This is a genomic window from Paenibacillus sp. FSL P2-0322 (genome assembly GCF_037975315.1).
GTDB lineage: Bacteria > Bacillota > Bacilli > Paenibacillales > Paenibacillaceae > Paenibacillus > Paenibacillus polymyxa_B.
Map to the genome: position 1 here is coordinate 819916 of NZ_CP150243.1, position 20200 is coordinate 840115.

The following is a 20200-nucleotide window of genomic DNA, read 5'->3' on the forward strand; positions in this document are numbered from 1 at the left end:
TGGCTATGCATGTGGTTATATCTTCAACAATGGGGATCGAGGATATTTCAGTTATGATTGAACATAGCGATTATAATTCTAGCCGTAAAATAGCCGTATCCTTGAAGAATTTTGGCTATCGGTATGATGATCAGGTAGAGCCAGCGTTACATGGTCTGACACTGGACATTGCGGTGGGTGAGCATGTAGCCATTGTCGGAGCTAGTGGAAGTGGAAAGTCTACGCTATGTCAGCTGCTTCATGGTGGATTGTCCCGTTCCGGTGAGGGCGAACGGACAGGGGAGCTGACCGTGTACGGGATGGACCCCGATATCGCTGATCTGGCTACTGTCGCCACCACTGTTGGCGTCGTGCTTCAGGACCCGGATGCCCAGCTGGTGCAGGGAATCGTCGAAGATGAGATTGCTTTTGGGCCGGAGAACCTGCGCGTGCCTCCGACAGAAATAGCGCAGCGCATTGCTGCTGCGCTGGAGGCCGTCGGCCTAGCTCCCGAGCGCGACTCCTTCGTGCGGCGCCTCTCGGGAGGCCAGCGCCAACGCACTGCGATTGCTGCGGTACTGGCGTTGGAAGCGCCGCTGGTCGTGTTCGACGACGCAGCTGCGCAGTTGGACCCGCCGGCTGTATGCGACTTCGTAGAGTTATGTCGGCGGCTCCATGCGGCGGGTCGGACGGTGGTTACCGCGTCCGGCCGCATAGACGATGGCGTGCGGGCAGCGCAGCGCGTCATCGTCTTGAAGGGCGGGACCGTGCAGCTGCAGGGTCCGCCCGAAACGCTGCTGCGCGAACATGGTGCGCAGCTGGCCGCTTTGGGGCTGCTCCCCTCTTCCGCAGGGAGGGGAGACATGACGGGTGAGCCGGAGGTGAATCCCGGCTCAGCGGCAGACCGCGCTGGGCAGCCGTTGTTGGAGGTGAAGGGATTGACCTTCACCTATCCCGGTAGCCAGCGGGCAGCGCTAAAGGGCGTAAGCCTAGCTCTTGCGCCCGGTGAACGAGCCGTGTTGCTGGGTGAGAACGGCTCGGGTAAAACCACGCTCGGCAAGTTGCTCATGGGCCTGCTCCCAGCACCGAAGGGGTGCATGCGGTGGGAGGGGCAGGATATGGCGAAGCTGCCAATTCACCAGCTGGCTGCCGGAATCGGCTATGTGTTCCAGCAGCCAGAGCATCAGTTTGCAGCTGCAACGGTATGGGAGGAGTGCTTGTACAGCGTGCGCGCCAAGCTTGGTTTACGGACCGGGGAGCCGGTTCCCGCCGCATATGTGGAACGGGCGCAGCGCTTACTGGCCGCCGCCAGGCTGGAGCACAGACTGGATGCCTCCCCGTACCTACTAAGTGGAGGCGAAAAAAGACTGTTGAGCGTTGCGGCACAGTTCATCTTGCCCAAAAAGCTATACATTCTGGATGAGCCTACCGCAGGAACGGATTACGAAGGGGCGAGAATTCTGCTCCGTATGTGCACAGAGCAGTCTGCCGAAGGTGCGGCTTTTCTGGTCATCACCCACGATATGCAGGTGGCTGAAAGCTTTGCCAGCGATGTTCTGTGCATGGAAGAGGGTCATCTCTATAAAGTGGAAAATAGTGAGATTTATCATACGATTACAGTTGACAAAAATTAACGACATGTAGACAATAATATATATACATCGTACAAAACAGGCGGCCTATATAGGCCGCCTGTTTACGATTATGCAGTGCGGGTAATAATCCAATCTGGAAAGGCAAACCGCGCACAGATACAACACAGTTTTTATAAGGGAAGGATTTGTGATTTGCTTGGCAAACGATAAACCCATGAAGCGCGGACTCGTGCTGACAGGTGTTCTATTGGCCACTTTTCTGGCCGCAATTGAAGGAACGGTTATCGGTCCGGCGGGACCGACGATTGTTAGCGAGCTGGGCAGCGTGAATTTGCTCAGTTGGATTTTTACGGCATATTTGCTGACTATGGCTGTGACCACACCCATTTTCGGCAAGCTTAGCGATTTGTTTGGCCGAAAACCCATATTTTTAATCGGCTGTTCGTTGTTTGTACTTGGCTCTTTGCTTTGTATGCTGGCTGGTAGTATGGAGCAACTTATTATCTACCGGGCCATTCAGGGTATTGGTGCGGGTGGTGTCATTCCTGTTACTTTTACCATCATCGGTGATATCTACAAAATGGAGGAACGCGGCAAAGTCCAAGGCATGATTAGCTCCGTATGGGGGATTTCTTCCCTGATCGGGCCTCTCTTGGGTGGTTATGTGGTTACCTATTTTGGCTGGGAGTGGATTTTCGGTTTTAACGTTCCCTTTGGATTGCTGGCTATGTTCTTCATCGCCCGTTACTTGCGGGAACAGGTAAGCAAGCGTACTGCGCGTATCGACGTGCCGGGAGCGGTTACCTTTACCATCGGGATGACGGCCCTCTTGCTCGTATTGGCACTGGGCGGGCAGTATATCGGCTGGGCTTCTCCTGAATTGTTGGCCTTGGCTGCCGTAGCCATTTTGTTCCTGATTCTGTTTTTGGTTATCGAAAAACGCGCTCAGGAACCGATGGTGCCACTAAAGCTATTTCGGATACGGGATATCGCTTTTTCCTGTGCCGCAGCACTGTTAGTCAGCACCCTGCTGATCGGACTGACTAGCTATCTTCCACTATGGATTCAAGGTGTACACGGTGGAGATGCCGCTTCATCTGGTCTCGCGCTGGCTCCAATGTCCGTAGGCTGGCTATTTGGCTCCATGATCGGAGGACGCATTTTGCTGACCCTGGGCTCACGTCGAACCTCTTTGATTGGGCTGACCCTGATTGTTTTGGGGGCTTTCGTCATGACCTTGATGGGCCAAACGGCTCCGATCTGGCTGCTGTTCCTGTCTACATTGTTGTATGGACTGGGGTTTGGCTTCTCGATGACTGTGTTTACGATTATTGCCCAGTCCTCGGTCGGGTTCCAGTTGCGTGGCGCGTCTACAGCTTTGAATACATTCCTGCGCACGTTGGGGCAAACGATCGGGGTTGCAGCCTTCGGTTCATGGCTGAATTATCGCATTGCTGCCCAGACAGCAGACGGACAGCTTACACAGCAAGGGGTAACGCAGGAGGATATTAACGGTCTGCTTGCACCTCATGCTTCACAGAGTCTAAGTGACAAGGTTGCTGGATTACTTCGTTCTGTATTGGAAAACAGTCTGCATTCTCTGTTCGTTATCATGGTCGTTATTGCGGTTATTAGCTGGTTTGTCGTCCTCGGACTGCGGAACCGTCCGCCGGGCACTGAAGAAGAGGCAGATCAGCGCGTAAAGACACCACAAAGAGAACATGCATAAAAAATAATATAAATCTTTCATGATAAAGAGACAGTCCGGTACACCAAATAAGGGTCCGGGCTGTCTCTTTATGCAATGGTCTCTCCTCCTACTGATTCAGCAAAATAGCCACCTCGTATAGGACCGATAAATTCCCCAGCATACAAAAAGGAGATGAAAACCCCCTAGAGTTGCTATATATTCATAGGGTATAGGTAACAAAATGGTAAAAAAGTCTTAAGAAATTGTAACAAAAAATATGTTTCTGAATTGAGCTGTAGGGTACTAAGGAACCATTTTTTTGAACCCGCTTACAAATCGGGCTTTGTATGATTTATTTTAGAACGATTTTGCATGTGAATGAAGCAACCAACCTAGCAAAATGGGACACGGAAAAAAATCAAGTAGCAAATTTTTCTGAATGTAATAAAAATGAAAAATATAGGAATTTTCAGAAAATTACTAGGAAAATATGAGGATGAAATTCAAGAGGCACCTGTTTGCTTACCTCACATAATAGGGCTTTTCAGTCTATATCAATCGTTTGACATACCATATAAAATGGCCCTACCAACCAAAAAGTTGGGTTTCAAATCTAGAAGCATAATTAGATTAAGGGAGATGGAGTACTTGAAGTTTAACAAATGGTTCAGTAAAGCAGCCACTGCAACAGTAGCAACTACCTTGCTGTTAGGAGGCGGCGTTCAGGCTTTTGCCGAGGAAAATGATGCATCTGATCTCAAAACAGACAATGCATTTACCCAAATTACGCGTAATGACATGCTGAATATTTTCAAACAGCAAGGCAAAGAAAAATATGAGGTTCCGTCCTTCGATGCGTCTACAATTAAGAATATTCCTTCTGCTATTGGTCGCGACAGCTCAGGCAAGCTAATTGATTTCGATGTCTGGGACTCTTGGCCGTTACAAAATGCCGATGGCACAGTAGCCAATTACAAAGGGTATAATATCGTTTTTGGATTGGCAGGCGATCCTAAAAGAGGCGAGGATACATTCATATACCTGTTCTATCAAAAAGCGGGCAATACTTCACTGAGCGGCTGGAAAAATGCCGGCAGAGTATTTAAAGACAATGATAAATTGCTTGCCAACGATCCGATTCTAAAAAATCAGTCAGAAGAATGGTCAGGTTCAGCTACCTTAACCTCTGATGGACAAGTACGTTTATTTTATACCAGCAGACAGCCCTATGATCCGAATAACACATTATACGGCAAGCAAACCTTGAGCACGGCTCAAATTAATGTCTCTCAGCCTGATGATAAGACACTGAAAGTAGATGGAGTCGAGGATTTGAAATCGATCTATGACGGTGGAGATGGGAAAACCTATCAAAATGTGCAGCAAAGCATCGGAGTGGATATGGATAACCATACGTTTAGAGACCCTCACTATGTCGAGGATCAAGGCCACAAATATATTATATTTGAAGCCAATACAGGGACAGAGACAGGCTACCAAGGCGAAGATTCGCTTCAAAACTCAGCTTATTATGGCGGCAATAAGAAATTCTTCAGGGAAGAGCTTTCTAATCTGCAGCAAAGTCCTAAGAAAAAAGGAGCTGAGCTGGCGAACGGCGCACTGGGCATCGTTGAATTGAATGATGATTATACGTTGAAAAATGTAATGCCTCCTTTGATTGCTTCCAATCTGGTAACAGATGAAATTGAACGGGCGAATGTGTTCAAAATGAACGGTTTGTGGTATTTATTTACGAGTACGAGAGGTTCCAAGGTGACTGTAGATGCGATCGGAGACGATGATATTTACATGCTGGGTTATGTTTCTACTTCCTTGACAGGGCCTTATAAACCGTTGAATGGAACCGGTCTCGTTCTTCATCAGGATCTGGATCGTGATGATATTACCTGGACGTATGCCCATTTTGCTATCCCGCAAGGCAAAGGCAATAACGTAGTCGTTTCGAGTTATATGACTAATCGAGGGCTTTTCCCGGATCACAAATCTACTTTCGCGCCAAGCTTCCTGCTGAATATTAAAGGCTCGAAAACGTCTGTTGTGAAAAACGGTATTTTGGAGCAAGGGCAAATCACGGTTGATCCAACGAATGACAAAAAAGAATCTCCAAATGAGTATGGGAAGAAATAAGTAGGTATATGCAGTATGTCCGAAGGCGGCGGTTTGGTAGCTTACCGATCTGCCGTCCGTCGGACGATACATAACAATGCAATGAGAGGTAAGGAGGATCGTCATAATGAGAAAAAAAGCTCCCAAGAGCATTTGGATACGATCCGTTGTAATCATCACAGGCTTAACTATATTTATAGCTATGGGATGGAGTATGTACCAAAAGGATGCAGCCAAACCCCAAAAACCTGCTGCAATTCTCAAAAATCAAGCTAATCAAAGTAAGCATACAACACCGACCTATCGGGCATCCTATCATTTTACTGTTCCGGATAAGTGGAAGAATGATCCTCAACGGCCCATTTATTTTGATGGAAAATATCATTATTACTATTTGTATAATCGTGACTATCCCAAAAAGAACGGTACAGAATGGCGACATGCCACATCAACCGACCTGGTACATTGGAAAGATGAAGGGGTGGCGATTCCAAAATATACGAACCCAAATGGAGATCCTTGGTCCGGTTCGGTCGTGATCGATGATAATAATACCGCAGGTTTTGGAAAAGGCACGCTGGTAGCCATTGTGACACAGCCCTCCGCAGATGGCGGAAAGCAGGAACAATTTTTGTGGTACAGTAAGGACAAAGGCAAGACGTTTACTTCTTACCGCAACAAGCCTGTGATGTCCAACCCAGGTACAAAGGACTTCAGAGATCCCAAAATCATCCGAGATACTCAACGTAATCAATGGGTGATGGTCATGGCAGAGGGAACAAAGATTGGCTTTTATGAGTCTGATAATTTAAAGAATTGGCGGTATACGAGTGGCTTTCAAACGGAAAATATCGGGCTTGTGGAGTGTCCTGACCTTTACCGGATGCGTGCGGATGATGGAACCTATCAATGGATTCTAGGCGTGAGCGCCAATAGCAAATCAACAGGCGGGCCCAACACGTATGCCTATTGGACGGGAGATTTTAATGGAGAAGCATTTCTCCCTGATCACAGTGAACCTGAGTGGCTGGATTATGGGTTTGACTGGTATGGTGCAGTTACGTTCGAGGAAGGAAAAGACAAAGATAAATATAGTCACCGTTATGCTCTGGCCTGGATGAACAATTGGGATTATGCCAATAACACGCCTACCCTAAAGGAAGGCTTTAATGGAATGGATTCGATTGTTCGCCAAATTCGACTGAAACATACGGCAGATGCTGGATATCGATTGGTTTCACAGCCGGTACCCAATTTGGAGCGATTCCAAACATCCAAAAAATCATTAGGAACGATTAAAGTAGAGGGTACTCACCGGCTTCCGGTAGCAGGCGATGCCTATCAGCTAGAGGCGGATGTCTCTTGGTCCACGTTAAAAAATGTAGGATTGAGGCTTCGAGAGTCGACGGATGGCAAGCGTCATGTCGATGTGGGTGTCTCAGTGGACGGTCAATACTCTTACGTAAATAGAGCGAACACGGGGCAGCCGGATCAGAGTGGAAAATATGTAGAGAGCAAGGCGCCTTTTGATCCCGATAAGAAAAAGGTCCACCTGAACATTCTCGTCGATAAAACCAGTATTGAAGTGTTTGTCGATGGTGGAGAAGTAGCTTATTCCTCTTTAATATTTCCACGGTTAGAGGATCAGAAAATCACTCTGTTTTCCGATGGCGGTCCAGCAATTTTTAATAATGTAGTGGTCAAACATTTTAGTCGATAGCAGGTACTTATGCTGCTCGTAAGCTTGGGCATATTTCGCTCTATTCAGGTATATGAAAAGTCCACCCATGAATATAAGGGTGGACTTTCCTGTGTAAATCTAAATTTTTGTTTAGCACAGCTATAAGATTGTTCGTTTATTCACAAACGATCAGTTGCTAAAATTACTATTCGTTCTATTTGTGATAAGGTGACAGGTTATCAGCGCTACGGCCCAATTTTTTGAGCAAGCCGATGAGTTGATCTCTTTCGGTTTCACTGATTCCGCTAAAGGCACGTTCAATCTGACGTGTATAATCAGGATAAATTTCGTCCATGACACGTTGTCCTTCGTCCGTCAATTCTGCATATATAATCCGACGATCTTGGTCGCACGGGTGACGGTGCAAATAACCGCGGCTTTCCAGCTTGTCAATAACATAAGTGACATTTCCGCTTTGCAGAAGCAGCTTTGCTCCAATTTGTTGGATTGGCTGCGCGCCCTTGTGATATAAAACTTCCATCACGGCGAAGGCCGTTGGGTTGAAGCCCACCGTTTTGATGCCAGCAACCGCATGTTCGTTTACACTTTTGAATGACTTGGCAAACACGCTATACAAATGCATAGATTGCTGTGTCACCAATGTTCGGTAATCTATCATCTTCATTCCGCCTTTATGTATGGATTTGGGCATCCTTTGACCGCTCGGCTCGGATGACCGGGCAACCATACCCTTGTTACTAGCATAAAGGGATTTACGTAGCGAAAACATGCGATTTGTCACAGTAGCTGCTTTTTTAACTATTTAATTTCAAAGCTTTAAAGTAAATTTTTGAAAAATAAAGGTTTTGAATGTAAAAATACTGTTCCGGTTGGTTATATTAAAAATAACATACCTAACCTAATGAACCCCAATTAACAAAATAAGCTACTTCAGAGGAGATGAAACACATGGATACGGGTTCTTTCCGTTTTCAATTTCGTGATCCGCAGCAAGCCACCCAAGCCTGTGAAACATTAAAGGAAATTGGATACTCCGCCAGCACAAATGGTGACACAGGTCTCAGTGTTCATATTGAGAACCAGGATGTGTTGTCTGCATTGGAGATTTGCCAAGCCTATGAAGGAAGTATGATTGAGGTAGGAACTCTTTTCTCTAGACCGGATGCAATTCCCGATCTGCAAGGAAATGTCGGTGTACAAAATCCAGGTTATAGCCCGGAGGACTGGATTATCCCGGCGCACACGATCAACGAGGATTGGAGTGAAGCGTATAAAAACGGTTCCTCTCGAACGTACAGCAACACAACGGGGGAGCACAACATCAGCTCTGATCAACAACCGGAAGACGAAGTGGATGGATTTTCTGGAAGCATCCATATTTGACCCAAATGATGACGCTATGTCGATTAGGCGGTTGTTTATGTTCCAAATGTTTTGTGAAGTAAAAAGCACCAGTAAACCTTGAGCGGGTTAGCTGGTGCTTTTTTATTGATAAAGAAGAGTCATTCATTCACATGAAATATATTGGAGAGGGCAATCTAAAGAATGGAGAGATCTGTCCCAAAATCTAGGAGTAGGGTGATTTTTTAATGGACAAACCGTCTGATATGCAAAAAGAACAAAAACTAAAATGGTGGCAACTTAGCTTGTTAGGAGTTGCAGGTACTATCGGTACAGGATATTTTCTGGGGTCCGGCTTAGCGATTTCTATTGGCGGTCCAGCCGTACTGATTGCATACTTTTTGGCAGCGGTTGGAACATATGTAGTGTTTGATGCTCTTTCGCGAATGACGGCAGATCATCCTGAACAGGGTTCCTTCCGTTCCTATGCCCAAAAAGCATTTGGAAGTTGGGCAGGATTCGGCAGTGGCTGGGTATATTGGTTTTCGGAACTCCTTATTAATGGGAGCCAGTTAACTGCGTTGTCTATATTCTCACGTTTTTGGTTTCCTCAGGTACCGATGTGGATCTTTGCGGCAGGCTTCGGGATTTTAGGGCTTGTGATTGTTTTTTTTGGCAATAAGGGTTTTGATCGAGTTGAAAATGTATTGGCCATCATTAAGATGGCAGCTATTGTTATGTTTCTGGTCTTGGCCGTTGCTCTTTTGGCAGGCTGGATCGGAGGAGGAAAATATAATCCAAAGCTCCCCAACAGTTACAAAGAGTTTTTCCCTACCGGCGGTATAGGATTGTGGTCATCTTTTATTTTTGCCTTTTATGCATACGGAGGTATTGAAGTGCTCGGAATTATGTCAAATCGGCTTCAAAAACCGGAGGATGCACCTAAAGCAGGAAAAGTAATGCTGGTTACACTGGTTGCAGTGTATGTGCTTTCGATTGGTCTGGCTGTGTCTATGGTGCCATTAAGTGCCTTTAACCCGAAAGAAAGTCCTTTTGTGCTTGCGCTCAGCAGCGATCATCTGGTTTTTATGCCTCATTTATTTAATGGAGTGCTTATTATTGCAGGGTTCTCAACAATGACAGCATCTCTATATGCAGAGACATCTATGATGATTACACTCGCACAGGAAGGAGATGCACCCACATTATTTTCACGGAAGTGGAAGGGTAAATATCCTCTATATGCACTTAGTTTGATCTCCGTTGGATTAATCTCAGCCATCGTAATGTCGTTGCTACTACCGGGAAAAGTATATGAATATATCACTACTGCAGCGGGTTTAATGCTGTTGTATAATTGGTGCTTTATTTTGCTGTCTTCAGGTAAGCTACTGGAATCGAGTAGATCAAACCATATTAAACGTTGGATTGGATTATTGTTGATAGCTATGGCTGTGGTCGGATCATTTTTTCATAAGCTTAGCCGCCCGGGAGTTTACATCAGCTTATTGCTTGTCTTGTTAATTGCAATATGTGACCTTATCGTACAATGGGTTCGCCGAAAACACACGAAGGTATCTCGGTAATTTTGCCAAGAAGCCAAGAGTTAGCGTAAAAAAAGTAATTGAAATGCTTGTACACCAAAATAAAAGCCAAAACCGATAAGAGATAATCCAGACATCCAAGAGATGGTTTTAAGCAATCCGGTTTTTAGAAACCTACGGAAAATACTTGAAGCGGCTGCCATAGTCACATCCCAGAGTAACACACCTAATACAATCGCTCCGCTAAAGATCATTAGCTGTTGTACTGGATATGAATTAGCGACGTTTGCGAGTATGGACCCGTAAATCCCAAGCCAGAACAGGATGGAGAGGGGATTGAATAATGACATCAGGAAACCCGCTAGAAATGAGTTGGTTAGGGTATTACCATTTCCCCTTAATTCAGATTCTGAAATCACGCCAGCATTTTTAATACTTTCAAGACCTGTATACACAAGCACGAAAAAACCAAACATCCATAAAAAAGCTTTGACAAACGGGGCATTAAGAAGGTGGATCATTCCCAAATAGACAAGCAACATATAGATTATATCTGCGGTTATTGCACCAAGCCCGATAAACCAGGCGTGCCAAAACCCATTCTTAATACCTCGATCCAACTGTGCGGCATTAATCGGTCCAATGGGAGCGGAAAGTGACAAACCAAGAAAAATATAACTGATAAACGTATTAATGTCCTTTTTCCTCCTTGAGTATTATTGGATGTTATGTATTTGTCTATATTAGTTTATTCGGACAAACCCATCTGTAAGACCATTATTTTGTACGTATATTGCAGGAGTAGCCTCGATATTGCCAACCACTATCAATGAATTAAAACTAAAAAAGGAGCTCTAATCCCTTACATAAAAGGATTAGAGCTTTTTTAATGACAGGTTATAAAAAAAGTCTATTTGATCGAATAATTGGGCTTGACACTTTTATTGAAAGCGCTTATATTTATCTCGTAAACAATACGTTATATAACGTTATATAAAAGGGAGAGATAACAATGAATGTACATCAGACGGTTCAAACGATTTATGAACAAGCGAGTGGGAAGATTTCAGAGGTTTATTTAGTAGCCTGCGGGGGCTCATTAGTCGATATGTATCCCTCAAAATATTTTCTGGATAGTGAAGCAAAGAAGCTGGTAGCAGGCATGTATACGGCGAATGAGTTTGTGCACGCGCTGCCAAAACGTTTAGGTAAAAACGCAGTAGTCATCGTTTGCTCCCATGGTGGAAACACGCCGGAATCGGTTGCGGCTGCTAAATCAGCCAAAGAGAAAGGCGCTTACACCATCGGCTTAACCCACAATAGTGAAGCGACACTGCTCAATTATTCCGATTATTCATTCATCTACGAATGGGGAGATGAGAGCGATGTCAAAAATAACCCTATGGCTATTATTTTAGAGCTTACTGTTGAGCTGCTTCAAATCGCTGAAGGCTATGTGCATTATCAAGCTTTCCAGAACGGCTTGGGAGCAATCAATGGAATTATTAACCGGGCAAAAATACAAGTTGAACCCCGTGCCAGTGTATTCGCTGACAAATATCGCAATGAAGATCTCTTCTATATTCTGACTAGCGGAGCTTCTTATGGACATGCCTACGGATTTGCTATCTGTTCTCTGATGGAAATGCAATGGCTCCATGCGGCTTCAATCCATTCCGGTGAATTTTTCCACGGTCCGTTTGAAGTAACGGATAAAGAAACTCCATTTATTCTGATGATCAACGAAGGACGCACACGGGCACTGGATGAGCGGGCACGGACTTTCCTGAGTCAATATGCCGAGAAAGTGGAAGTGATCGATGCGAAGGAGCTTGGAATCGGAACCATTGCCGACGAGGTCGTCGAGTTTTTTAACCCGGTTTTATTTTACAGCATTGTATGTGTTTATCGTGAAGCACTCGCAAATGTACGCAATCACCCACTGGAAACTCGCCGTTATATGGGCAAAGTAGCTTACTAAGCGCTCTTACCAACAGGAGGAAACCATCATGAAAGTTCTAGGCATTGGCGATAATGTGGTAGATAAATATGTTCATCTGCGCATGATGTATCCTGGCGGCAATGCGCTTAATTTCAGTGTATTTGCCAAAAAAGCGGGAGTAGATGCAGCCTTTATAGGAGTATTCGGAGATGATAACGAAGCGCAGCATGTAGAACACATTCTCCGTGAGCTGGAAATTGACATTTCACGGTGCAGATATCACAGCGGTGAGAACGGCTGCGCACGTGTAACCCTGGAAGACGGAGACAGAGTATTTCTGGGCAGCAATGAGGGAGGAGTTACACGTCTCCATCCGCTGGAGCTGAGTGAAGAAGACAAGGCCTATGTTGGCGGGTTCGACCTTATACACACCGGCTTGTACAGTCATACAGGGCACTTGCTGCCTGAATTGGAGACGCTGGGAATCCCTCTTTCTTTTGACTTTTCGGATGATTTCGTAGATGCACAAGTGGAGAAATATATTGCGTATGCCGATTTCGCTTTCTTCTCTTGCAGCCATATGACGGATGAAGAGACACAGAACTATATCCGCTCCAATCGAAAAAAAGAGGGGCAAATCCTGGTAGCCACACGCGGTGGAGATAGGTCTATTGCCTATGATGGTACTAAGTTCTATTTTCAAATGCCTGATTCCGTTGACGCTGTGGATACGATGGGGGCAGGAGACTCTTATATAACCGCCTTTTTACTGAGTTTTTTAAAAAATAGCAACATTCAGGACGCTATGGCAGAAGGCTCGAGGGTTGCCGCCCAGAGCTGTCTGGTAGAAGGTTCTTTCGGATACGGCGTCTGCTACTAAAAAATTATTTTCAAATATCTTCACTTGTAAGAATATGTAACATTTGATACTCTAAGTGGGAGTAATATAACGTTATATGACAAGTGAGGGCACATTATGTTGAATTCAGACCAAGCAGAGCCATTATATATTCAATTACAAAAAGCAGTCAAAACCGCTATTCATAATGGAACATTTACGCAGGGAAGTCGTATACCGACCGAAACTGAGCTAAGCGAGACCTACAATGTAAGTCGAATTACCGTAAGAAAAGCAATTGCCGAATTGGTTCATGAAGGTTATCTGACCAAACGTCAAGGAAAAGGTACCTTTGTCAATGTACCCAAAATTGGGCGGAAGATTGAACATATTATCAGCTTTACAGCTGCCTGCAAATCCAACGGCCTCTCTTCACACAGTGTGGTCACAGAACGTGAAATCATAGAAGCAGATGAGAAAATTGCACATCAGTTGCAGCTGCCACAAGGAGAAAAAGTGTTATTTATTCAGCGCAAGAGATACGCCGGTGATCGACCGCTAATGCTGGAGAATAATTTTTATCCTTATGACCGATTTTCTTTTCTAATGGAAGAACAGTTGGAGGGCTCTGTATACGAACTGCTGCGTCATAAATACAGCATCGATCCTAACCAACCGGGAGAGACGATATTACAAATCGCTTTGGCGGATGAATACCAAGCAAAGCTGCTGGAGACGGCCATCGGACAGGCGTTGTTCTACATGCATACGATTATTTATGATCAGCATGGAAGCCCCGTTCATGTAGGTAAGCAGTACATCATTGGAGACCGTTATCAATTCTCAATATAAATCCGTTGCCTGTTAGGTAATGTTATTCAGGTACGGCGCAGCTTCTGCTTCCACTTCATAAGAGAAGCAGAAGCAATATTATAACGTTATATTACGTTATGTTATAGGGCGGATAAATAATGAGGGGGTGAAATTGTGCAAGGGAAGAATGACACATTAGCGGACAAAGTTTTACTGTCAAATGCTATTTTTAATGGCTTGGAAAATGAAGCCTCACCTGGGTTTATTGCACTGCGAGGAGAATGTATTGCAGCAGTGGGGCGTCCCGAGGAAGCACAAGCTTGGATAGGAGCGGGAACGGTTGTCTGTGATTTGGGTGATGCTTTTATCATGCCAGGAGTTCATGACAACCATGTATTTTTTACCGGATATATGTCGATGCATCGGGGCGTGGATTTGACTCATGCAGCCTCGATCGAAGAAGCAGTGAACTTCATGCTACAAGCGGCAAACAATCTTCCGCTAGGGAAAGATGTAACCGCTTACGGGTGGAGCGAGGAAGGATGGGGCAAGCTGCCTGAGCAAAGCTTGTTGGACGAGCTATTCCCTGATCGGGCGGTAATTGCCATTAACCTAAATAAAAGCTATTGCTGGATGAACCGACTGGCTCAGGAGAAATATCAATTTTTGCCGGATCAATGCAGTGCTGAGGCACGCGCTTTGCTGCTCCAAGCTATGATGCAGGACCACAGTCTTGTCAAACAAGAGTTTATGGAGTTTTGCCGCATACTAGCTGCACGAGGAGTTACTTCCATAAAAGATATTGGCTTTGACCGGCATAGCGAGTTGCTGCCGATTCTAGAAGAATTGAAAGAAACAGGGGAACTGCCACTCCGATTTCATTTCTCGCTTGAACCCGTTGTTGAATCGCTTGATATTGCCACCGGTATGAAGTATAAAGCACTTTATAATGGAGACCTTATTCGTTTCCAAGGATACAAGCTGATGCTTGACGGTGTCGTAGCAGATCATACGGGGGACATGCTGGAACCTTACGCAGATATGCCCGGAGTAACGACTTTGAGAACGGTTGACTACAAAAAGATTGAAGCCTCTGTGCTGGAAGCAGACAGCCAAGGTATCAAATGCTGCCTAACTGCAGAAGGTGATGCTGCGATTCGCCAAGCGGTATCCATGATTGAAAAATGCCGCGAACAACAAGGTAATAACCTTATCAGACATTCTATCAGTGATCTAGAGTATCCTCATCCAGATGATCTGATCAGAATGGGCGAAAACGAAATTTTTGCCGAAGTCTACGCTCAAATCCTGCTACTGAATCCAACCTATGAAGAGGCCTATATGCCTGTTGTGGTAGGCAAAGGTAATGAAAATCGGTTTTATAATTATAAATCTATGCTGGAGGCTAATGTGCCAATAACCATTGGGACTGATCTGCCCTTATTTATCACGAGTGTTCCCGATTCACTGTACTCAGCTTCTCATCGGTTATTTCCGGACGGATCACCTGCTGGAGGCTGGTATCCCGATCGGGGGATGCCGCCATCCGAAGTTTTAAAGGCATGGACCATTAATGGAGCCAAACATTGTTATATGGAAGAGGTTACAGGCACGCTAGAGGCTGGAAAATATGCTGACATCGCCGTTTTTGATCGCGACCTCCTTAACGCATCCGCTGGTGACATCAGGGACGCCCAAGTGATATTGACCATTATGGGAGGGAAGGTTACGTATAACCATTCTTGGAATGAGGGATAAACATGAACATCAAGAATATGAAATGGAAATTATCCTTGCCCCATAGCTATACTTTAATATTTTTGATTATTATTACAGTCGCCGCATTGACATGGATTGTGCCCAGCGGACAATTTGAGCGTCATGAAGTGACAGTGAACGGTGTGACCAAAACGGCGATCGTTTCGGGAACCTATCACACTGTACCCAAAACTGGTGAGAACGGTGATTTAAGACAAGGACTCCCTCAAATCCTAAGCGCTCCTATTGAGGGGATTATCAATGCCGCGGATGTCGTCTCTTTTGTCCTTATTGTGGGCGGCTCCTTCGGGATTATACTGCAGACGGGAGCCATCGATCGTGCCCTGACAGCTCTTGCCAGACGGCTGAAGAATAAGGGGATTCTGCTTATTCCAATTGCCATGGTTATATTCAGTCTCGGAGGCTCTACCTTTGGGATGAGCGAAGAAATTATTCCGCTTTATGCGATTTTTATTCCGTTAATGTTTGCCCTAGGCTTCGATTCTATGACTGCTATTCTCATTCTATTTCTGGGAACGCAAATTGGCTATGTTGGTTCGACTGTTAATCCATTTTCAGTATTGATTGCCCAGGGGATCGCAGGAGTGGAGGGGAATCCTCAGCTCTGGCTGAGATTTATTGAATGGCTTGTATTTACTATGATTTCTATTGTCTTTACGATGTGGTATGCGCATCGGGTTAAGAGAAATCCGGAGAAATCCATTGTTTTTCAGAGTGATATTATAAATCGTGAGCAATTTATAAAAGAAAATACAGGTGAGGACGTCGTCTTCACGTTTCGGGACAAATTAATAATAGGTGGATTTATTGTAACGCTTGGAGCAATTGTCTGGGGAATTTTGTCCAAAGGCTGGTATATGACTGAAATTGGTGCCCTTTTCTTCGCACTCGGTCTTTTTGTCGGGGTAGTTACTAAAATGAGCCAGAAGGAAATAGCTGAGAATTTTGTAAAAGGGTGTGGAGAATTCATCTACGCTGCAGTGATCATAGGTCTCGCCCGCGGAATTCTGATCATCGCCGAGCAGGGTATGATCATCGATACCGTATTGAATGCACTCGCAAGCATTCTGGAAGGATTGCCAAGTTACTTGTTCACTACCATTATGTTGGTTGCACATAATATTATTACTTTCCTAGTCCCATCTTCTTCGGGGGAAGCAGCACTAACCATGCCTGTACTTGCACCGCTTGGCGATCTTGTAGGTATCAATCGTGAAGCAGTAGTCACAGCGTACCAATTCGGTAACGGGTTAACCAATCTAATTTCACCGACAGGCGGAGTACTGCTGGCGGGATTGGCCATTGCCCGGATCAGCTTTGGACAGTGGCTGAAGGTAATCTTCAAGCTATTCCCGATCCTGTGGTTAGTTGCTGCTATTTTTGCTGCTATTTCGGCTGCGGTGGGTATCTAATAAATCAAGTGAGAGCCCCTGTCTTTTAGAGACAAGGGTTTCTTTTTGTGCATAAGTTTACGTGGAAAATGAATAATATGGATAGCATTTTCCTAAGGAGGAAATAAAATTGATGCATGCTGATAATAGATTACTCATTGCTGCTCTAGGCGGTGTTAATGAAATCGGGAAAAACATGTATTTTATCCAATACGATCAGGATATTGTCGTTATCGATTGTGGTTCCAAGTTTCCTGATGAGAACTTGCCTGGTATTGACCTCATTGTGCCGGATGTCACCTATCTGCTGGAAAATCAGGATAAAGTCAGAGCGCTCATTGTGACTCATGGGCATGAGGATCACATCGGAGGTATTCCCTATCTGCTGAAGCAGATTAATATGCCCGTTTATGGAACAAAGCTCACCATCGAATTAATTAAGATTAAGTTAAGGGAGCACAACCTTTTACGTGATGCTGAGCTTCATCTTATAGATGCGGATTCAACCGTTCAAGCGGGAACGATTCAGGCATCCTTTTTCACTACCGTCCACAGTATCCCGGATTGCCTGGGTGTCTTTTTTCAGACACCGGAAGGAAATGTGGTCCATACCGGGGATTTCAAATTCGATATGTCTCCCGTTAGTGGACCTTTCCCCGATCTTCATCGCATGGCTGAAATAGGAAAGAAGGGGGTAAAAGTGCTGCTCTCCGAAAGTACAAATGCCGAAAGGCCAGGATTTACTCCTTCAGAGCGTTTGGTTGGCGGACATATTTTGGATGCTTTCGCCAGAGCCAAACAGCAAGTATTTATTTCTACGTTTGCATCCAATGTGAACCGTGTCCAACAAGTCATTGACGCGGCTGTAGAAACAGGCAGAAAACTCGTTCTACTGGGTCGCAGCATGATAAATGTGGTGTCAGTGGCTAAGGAGCTGGGTTTCTTGCACATGCCTGAGGACTTGTTGATTGAGGCGGGAGAAACAGAACGGTTTCCTGCAGAAGAAATTGCTATTTTATGTACAGGAAGTCAGGGTGAGCCAATGGCTGCACTGTCCCGTCTAGCCAATTCCCTGCATCCCAGAATCGAAATTTTGCCTGGTGATACTGTAATCATTGCTGCAGGAGCCATACCCGGGAATGAACGGAATCTTTCCCAGGTCATTGATAACCTGTACGTACTGGGCGCCAACGTTATTTATGGATCAGGCAGCACCACAGGGATGCACGTGTCCGGTCATGGCAGCCAGGAAGAATTAAAATTAATGATGACCCTGATGAAACCCGAGTTTTTAATTCCCATACACGGCGAATTCAGGATGTTGTATCAGCATCGTCAGCTAGCGGAGTCTGTGGGAATTCCGATGGAGAATGTATTTATCGTCCATAACGGTGACACTGTTCAAATCGAAGAGGGAAGGGCATCCCTAGGCCCCAAAGTAGCAGCAGGCAATAGCTTAGTAGACGGGTTGGTCACAGGGGACGTAGGTAATATTGTACTGCGAGACCGTAAAAAGCTTTCATCAGACGGAATGCTGATTATTGTGATGACGTTGAGCAAAAACGAGAAGCAAATGCTCGCAACGCCAGAGGTCATATCAAGAGGGTTTGTATATGTTAAGGATTCCGAAGAGCTCATGAGCCAGATCCACGACACGATTATGTCCACAGTGAACGAGTTAACAGAAATCGAAATGAGTCAGTGGGGACTGATTAAGCAGATGTTAAAAGATGATGTTGGCCGGTTTATTTACAGTCAGACGAAGAGAAGACCCATGATTTTACCTATCATTATTGAGGTTTAAATAGCGGCAAATGTCAAAACAAGATGGAGCTTGTTCTTTACGCCATTTTAAAAAAAAGGCTTAAATCAGTAACATGACTGATTTAAGTCTTTTTGATTTCCTTCCTACTTTTCCTATAAGAATGCGGATGTAATGGCGGTTTGCAGCGCAGCGGAGGATTTGAATCTGGAGAAGCAACAGCGATCGTAAGATCAAATCCTACGCGCAGCGTCTTAATCGCTTACGGCCGCTTGGGTTCCTGCTGTATGCCCTGTCGTAAACGCCGCTGTAATATTATAACCTCCAGTGTAACCGTGAATATCGAGAATCTCACCGCAGAAGAACAATCCAGGCATCAGTTTGGACTCCATTGTTTTCGGATTAATTTCCTTCAAATTCACACCGCCCCCGGTAACAAATGCTTCCTTCAGAGAGAGCGTACCGTTCACACGGATTGGAAACGCCTTAATGCGATGAGCAAGTTCTTGCCACTGCTGCTTGGGAATATGATCATAGGTCAAGTCCTCACGCAGTTCGGCTTGCTGGAGCAACAATGGAATTAAGCGTTCCGGTAAATAAGGCTTAAGCACGTTTTTGATCGCTTTTTTAGCATCGACCGATGCCAATTCCAGTGTCTCACGGTAGACTTCATCGGCATGTTTGTGAGGCTGCAAATCGAGAGTCAACAACATCGTGTTCACCTTATCCTTTTTCATTCCCTTGACGACAAACTGACTGCACCGTAAAGCAGTCGGGCCAGATAGACCAAAATGTGTAAAAATCATATCTCCTTCATGGACGACAACTTTCTTTTGCTTCGCATTCCATACGGTCAGACTGATGTCGCGTAAGGATAGTCCCTGAAGCTCTTTCGTCTGGATAAACGTCTCGCCTGAAGTCAACGGCACCTCTGTTGGATACAGCTCCGTAATGGTATGCCCTGCTTGTTCTGCCCATGCATAGCCGTCACCTTCCGAGCCTGTATGCGGGACGGATTTGCCACCAACGGCTACAATGACATTACGGCTATGTAGGATTTCACCGGAACGCAGTCGCACCCCAGCTGTATGACCTTCATTGTAAATAACCTCTTGAACAGGACAGCTTGTCCGAATCTCGACTCCTTGAGAGCGTACCTTGTTGATCAAAGCATCGACAACTGTTTTGGCTTTGTCCGTCACTGGAAACATACGCCCGTTGTCTTCTTCCTTTAAGGCTATACCCAACTGTTCAAAAAAGGCGATGATATCCCGATTGCCGAAAGCCGTCAGTGCACTGTGCAGAAATCGGCCATTGCCGGGAATGTGCCGAATGAGTTCGTCCAGCTCTTTGGCATTCGTGACATTGCAACGGCCTCCACCAGAGATCCCCAGCTTACGCCCGAGTTTATTTCCCTTTTCCAGCAAAAGCACCTTGGCACCTTCACCGCTGGCAGCAGCAGCAGCCATTAATCCGGCTGAGCCGCCTCCGATCACAATAACGTCGTAAGTCATTAACCTCTTCCTTTTCGTCGACAAATTTTCAAAATCATTCAGAACGGCGTAACCGATTTTTCATCATAACGTAATACCGTCACTTTAGATACCTTTCGAGTATAGTAAACGCACATATCTTTCAATTGTAGGGATTTGGATTGCGTAAAAACGCTCCTCTTATAAACATCTAGTATTTAGCAA

The 20200-nt window shown here is 45.3% G+C and carries 15 protein-coding genes; 12 read left to right on the plus strand and 3 right to left on the minus strand.

Annotated features, from left to right (window positions below; genetic code table 11):
• The first annotated feature begins 53 nt into the window (after positions 1 to 53).
• The 4 genes from MKY24_RS03740 to MKY24_RS03755 all read left to right on the plus strand — a co-directional run bounded on the left by MKY24_RS03740 (position 54) and on the right by MKY24_RS03755 (position 7111).
• On the plus strand, positions 54 to 1613 hold the full coding sequence (locus MKY24_RS03740; protein ID WP_339202263.1) for an ABC transporter ATP-binding protein: 1560 nt from the start codon (positions 54 to 56) through the stop codon (positions 1611 to 1613).
• A gap of 175 nt (positions 1614 to 1788) precedes the next feature.
• Positions 1789 to 3303, plus strand: a complete 1515-nt coding sequence (locus MKY24_RS03745; protein ID WP_023986965.1) for an MDR family MFS transporter — start codon at positions 1789 to 1791, stop codon at positions 3301 to 3303.
• Positions 3304 to 3912: 609 nt separating this feature from the next.
• Positions 3913 to 5412 (plus strand): glycoside hydrolase family 68 protein, encoded by a 1500-nt coding sequence (locus MKY24_RS03750; RefSeq protein WP_339201429.1) that lies wholly within the window; start codon positions 3913 to 3915, stop codon positions 5410 to 5412.
• Between the two features lie 106 nt (positions 5413 to 5518).
• Positions 5519 to 7111 (plus strand): glycoside hydrolase family 32 protein, encoded by a 1593-nt coding sequence (locus tag MKY24_RS03755; RefSeq protein WP_339201430.1) that lies wholly within the window; start codon positions 5519 to 5521, stop codon positions 7109 to 7111.
• Positions 7112 to 7286: 175 nt separating this feature from the next.
• Here MKY24_RS03755 and MKY24_RS03760 read toward each other — a convergent pair whose 3' ends face one another.
• Positions 7287 to 7751 carry a MarR family transcriptional regulator gene (locus tag MKY24_RS03760; RefSeq protein WP_013369372.1) on the minus strand — a complete coding sequence of 155 codons (465 nt, stop codon included), beginning with the start codon at positions 7749 to 7751 and terminating at the stop codon, positions 7287 to 7289.
• A gap of 290 nt (positions 7752 to 8041) precedes the next feature.
• On the opposite strand from MKY24_RS03760, the gene MKY24_RS03765 reads away from it, so the two are divergent.
• Together MKY24_RS03765 and MKY24_RS03770 are read left to right on the plus strand one after the other, a co-directional pair.
• Positions 8042 to 8476 carry a hypothetical protein gene (locus MKY24_RS03765; protein WP_339201431.1) on the plus strand — a complete coding sequence of 145 codons (435 nt, stop codon included), beginning with the start codon at positions 8042 to 8044 and terminating at the stop codon, positions 8474 to 8476.
• Positions 8477 to 8682: 206 nt separating this feature from the next.
• Positions 8683 to 10020, plus strand: coding sequence for an amino acid permease (locus MKY24_RS03770; RefSeq protein WP_023986969.1), 1338 nt, complete (start codon positions 8683 to 8685; stop codon positions 10018 to 10020).
• 20 nt (positions 10021 to 10040) lie between these two features.
• Here the strand turns inward: MKY24_RS03770 and MKY24_RS03775 are convergent, their stop codons facing one another.
• Positions 10041 to 10673, minus strand: coding sequence for a LysE family transporter (locus tag MKY24_RS03775; RefSeq protein ID WP_023986970.1), 633 nt, complete (start codon positions 10671 to 10673; stop codon positions 10041 to 10043).
• A 317-nt stretch (positions 10674 to 10990) separates the two neighbouring features.
• Between MKY24_RS03775 and MKY24_RS03780 the strand changes: the two genes are divergently transcribed.
• The 6 genes from MKY24_RS03780 (at position 10991) to MKY24_RS03805 (ending at position 18545) form a co-directional block, all read left to right on the plus strand.
• On the plus strand, positions 10991 to 11959 hold the full coding sequence (locus tag MKY24_RS03780) for an SIS domain-containing protein (RefSeq protein ID WP_023986971.1): 969 nt from the start codon (positions 10991 to 10993) through the stop codon (positions 11957 to 11959).
• A gap of 28 nt (positions 11960 to 11987) precedes the next feature.
• Positions 11988 to 12800, plus strand: a complete 813-nt coding sequence (locus MKY24_RS03785) for a PfkB family carbohydrate kinase (RefSeq protein ID WP_068941394.1) — start codon at positions 11988 to 11990, stop codon at positions 12798 to 12800.
• Between the two features lie 96 nt (positions 12801 to 12896).
• Positions 12897 to 13610 carry a GntR family transcriptional regulator gene (locus MKY24_RS03790; RefSeq protein WP_023986973.1) on the plus strand — a complete coding sequence of 238 codons (714 nt, stop codon included), beginning with the start codon at positions 12897 to 12899 and terminating at the stop codon, positions 13608 to 13610.
• A gap of 135 nt (positions 13611 to 13745) precedes the next feature.
• Entirely contained in the window at positions 13746 to 15329 is a 1584-nt protein-coding gene (locus tag MKY24_RS03795) for an amidohydrolase family protein (RefSeq protein ID WP_068941396.1), read from the plus strand.
• A 2-nt stretch (positions 15330 to 15331) separates the two neighbouring features.
• The gene (locus tag MKY24_RS03800) at positions 15332 to 16762 is read left to right on the plus strand and encodes a YfcC family protein (protein WP_028541024.1); all 1431 of its coding nucleotides are present in this window, start codon (positions 15332 to 15334) and stop codon (positions 16760 to 16762) included.
• Between the two features lie 112 nt (positions 16763 to 16874).
• The gene (locus tag MKY24_RS03805) at positions 16875 to 18545 is read left to right on the plus strand and encodes a ribonuclease J (RefSeq protein ID WP_028541023.1); all 1671 of its coding nucleotides are present in this window, start codon (positions 16875 to 16877) and stop codon (positions 18543 to 18545) included.
• Between the two features lie 212 nt (positions 18546 to 18757).
• On the opposite strand, the gene MKY24_RS03810 is transcribed toward MKY24_RS03805, so the two are convergent.
• Complete coding sequence (locus MKY24_RS03810; RefSeq protein ID WP_068941398.1) at positions 18758 to 20017, minus strand: NAD(P)/FAD-dependent oxidoreductase; 1260 nt, start codon at positions 20015 to 20017, stop codon at positions 18758 to 18760.
• Positions 20018 to 20200 lie beyond the last annotated feature (183 nt).

Excerpts from the sequence above, each read along its gene's own strand:
- MKY24_RS03785 (WP_068941394.1), top strand. The coding sequence starts at position 11,988 with ATGAAAGTTCTAGGCATTGGCGATAATGTGGTAGATAAATATGTTCAT.
- MKY24_RS03745 (WP_023986965.1), top strand. The coding sequence starts at position 1,789 with ATGAAGCGCGGACTCGTGCTGACAGGTGTTCTATTGGCCACTTTTCTG.
- MKY24_RS03765 (WP_339201431.1), top strand. The coding sequence starts at position 8,042 with ATGGATACGGGTTCTTTCCGTTTTCAATTTCGTGATCCGCAGCAAGCC.
- MKY24_RS03810 (WP_068941398.1), bottom strand. The coding sequence starts at position 20,017 with ATGACTTACGACGTTATTGTGATCGGAGGCGGCTCAGCCGGATTAATG.
- MKY24_RS03790 (WP_023986973.1), top strand. The coding sequence starts at position 12,897 with ATGTTGAATTCAGACCAAGCAGAGCCATTATATATTCAATTACAAAAA.
- MKY24_RS03760 (WP_013369372.1), bottom strand. The coding sequence starts at position 7,751 with ATGATAGATTACCGAACATTGGTGACACAGCAATCTATGCATTTGTAT.
- MKY24_RS03780 (WP_023986971.1), top strand. The coding sequence starts at position 10,991 with ATGAATGTACATCAGACGGTTCAAACGATTTATGAACAAGCGAGTGGG.
- MKY24_RS03770 (WP_023986969.1), top strand. The coding sequence starts at position 8,683 with ATGGACAAACCGTCTGATATGCAAAAAGAACAAAAACTAAAATGGTGG.
- MKY24_RS03755 (WP_339201430.1), top strand. The coding sequence starts at position 5,519 with ATGAGAAAAAAAGCTCCCAAGAGCATTTGGATACGATCCGTTGTAATC.
- MKY24_RS03805 (WP_028541023.1), top strand. The coding sequence starts at position 16,875 with ATGCATGCTGATAATAGATTACTCATTGCTGCTCTAGGCGGTGTTAAT.
- MKY24_RS03800 (WP_028541024.1), top strand. The coding sequence starts at position 15,332 with ATGAACATCAAGAATATGAAATGGAAATTATCCTTGCCCCATAGCTAT.
- MKY24_RS03740 (WP_339202263.1), top strand. The coding sequence starts at position 54 with ATGATTGAACATAGCGATTATAATTCTAGCCGTAAAATAGCCGTATCC.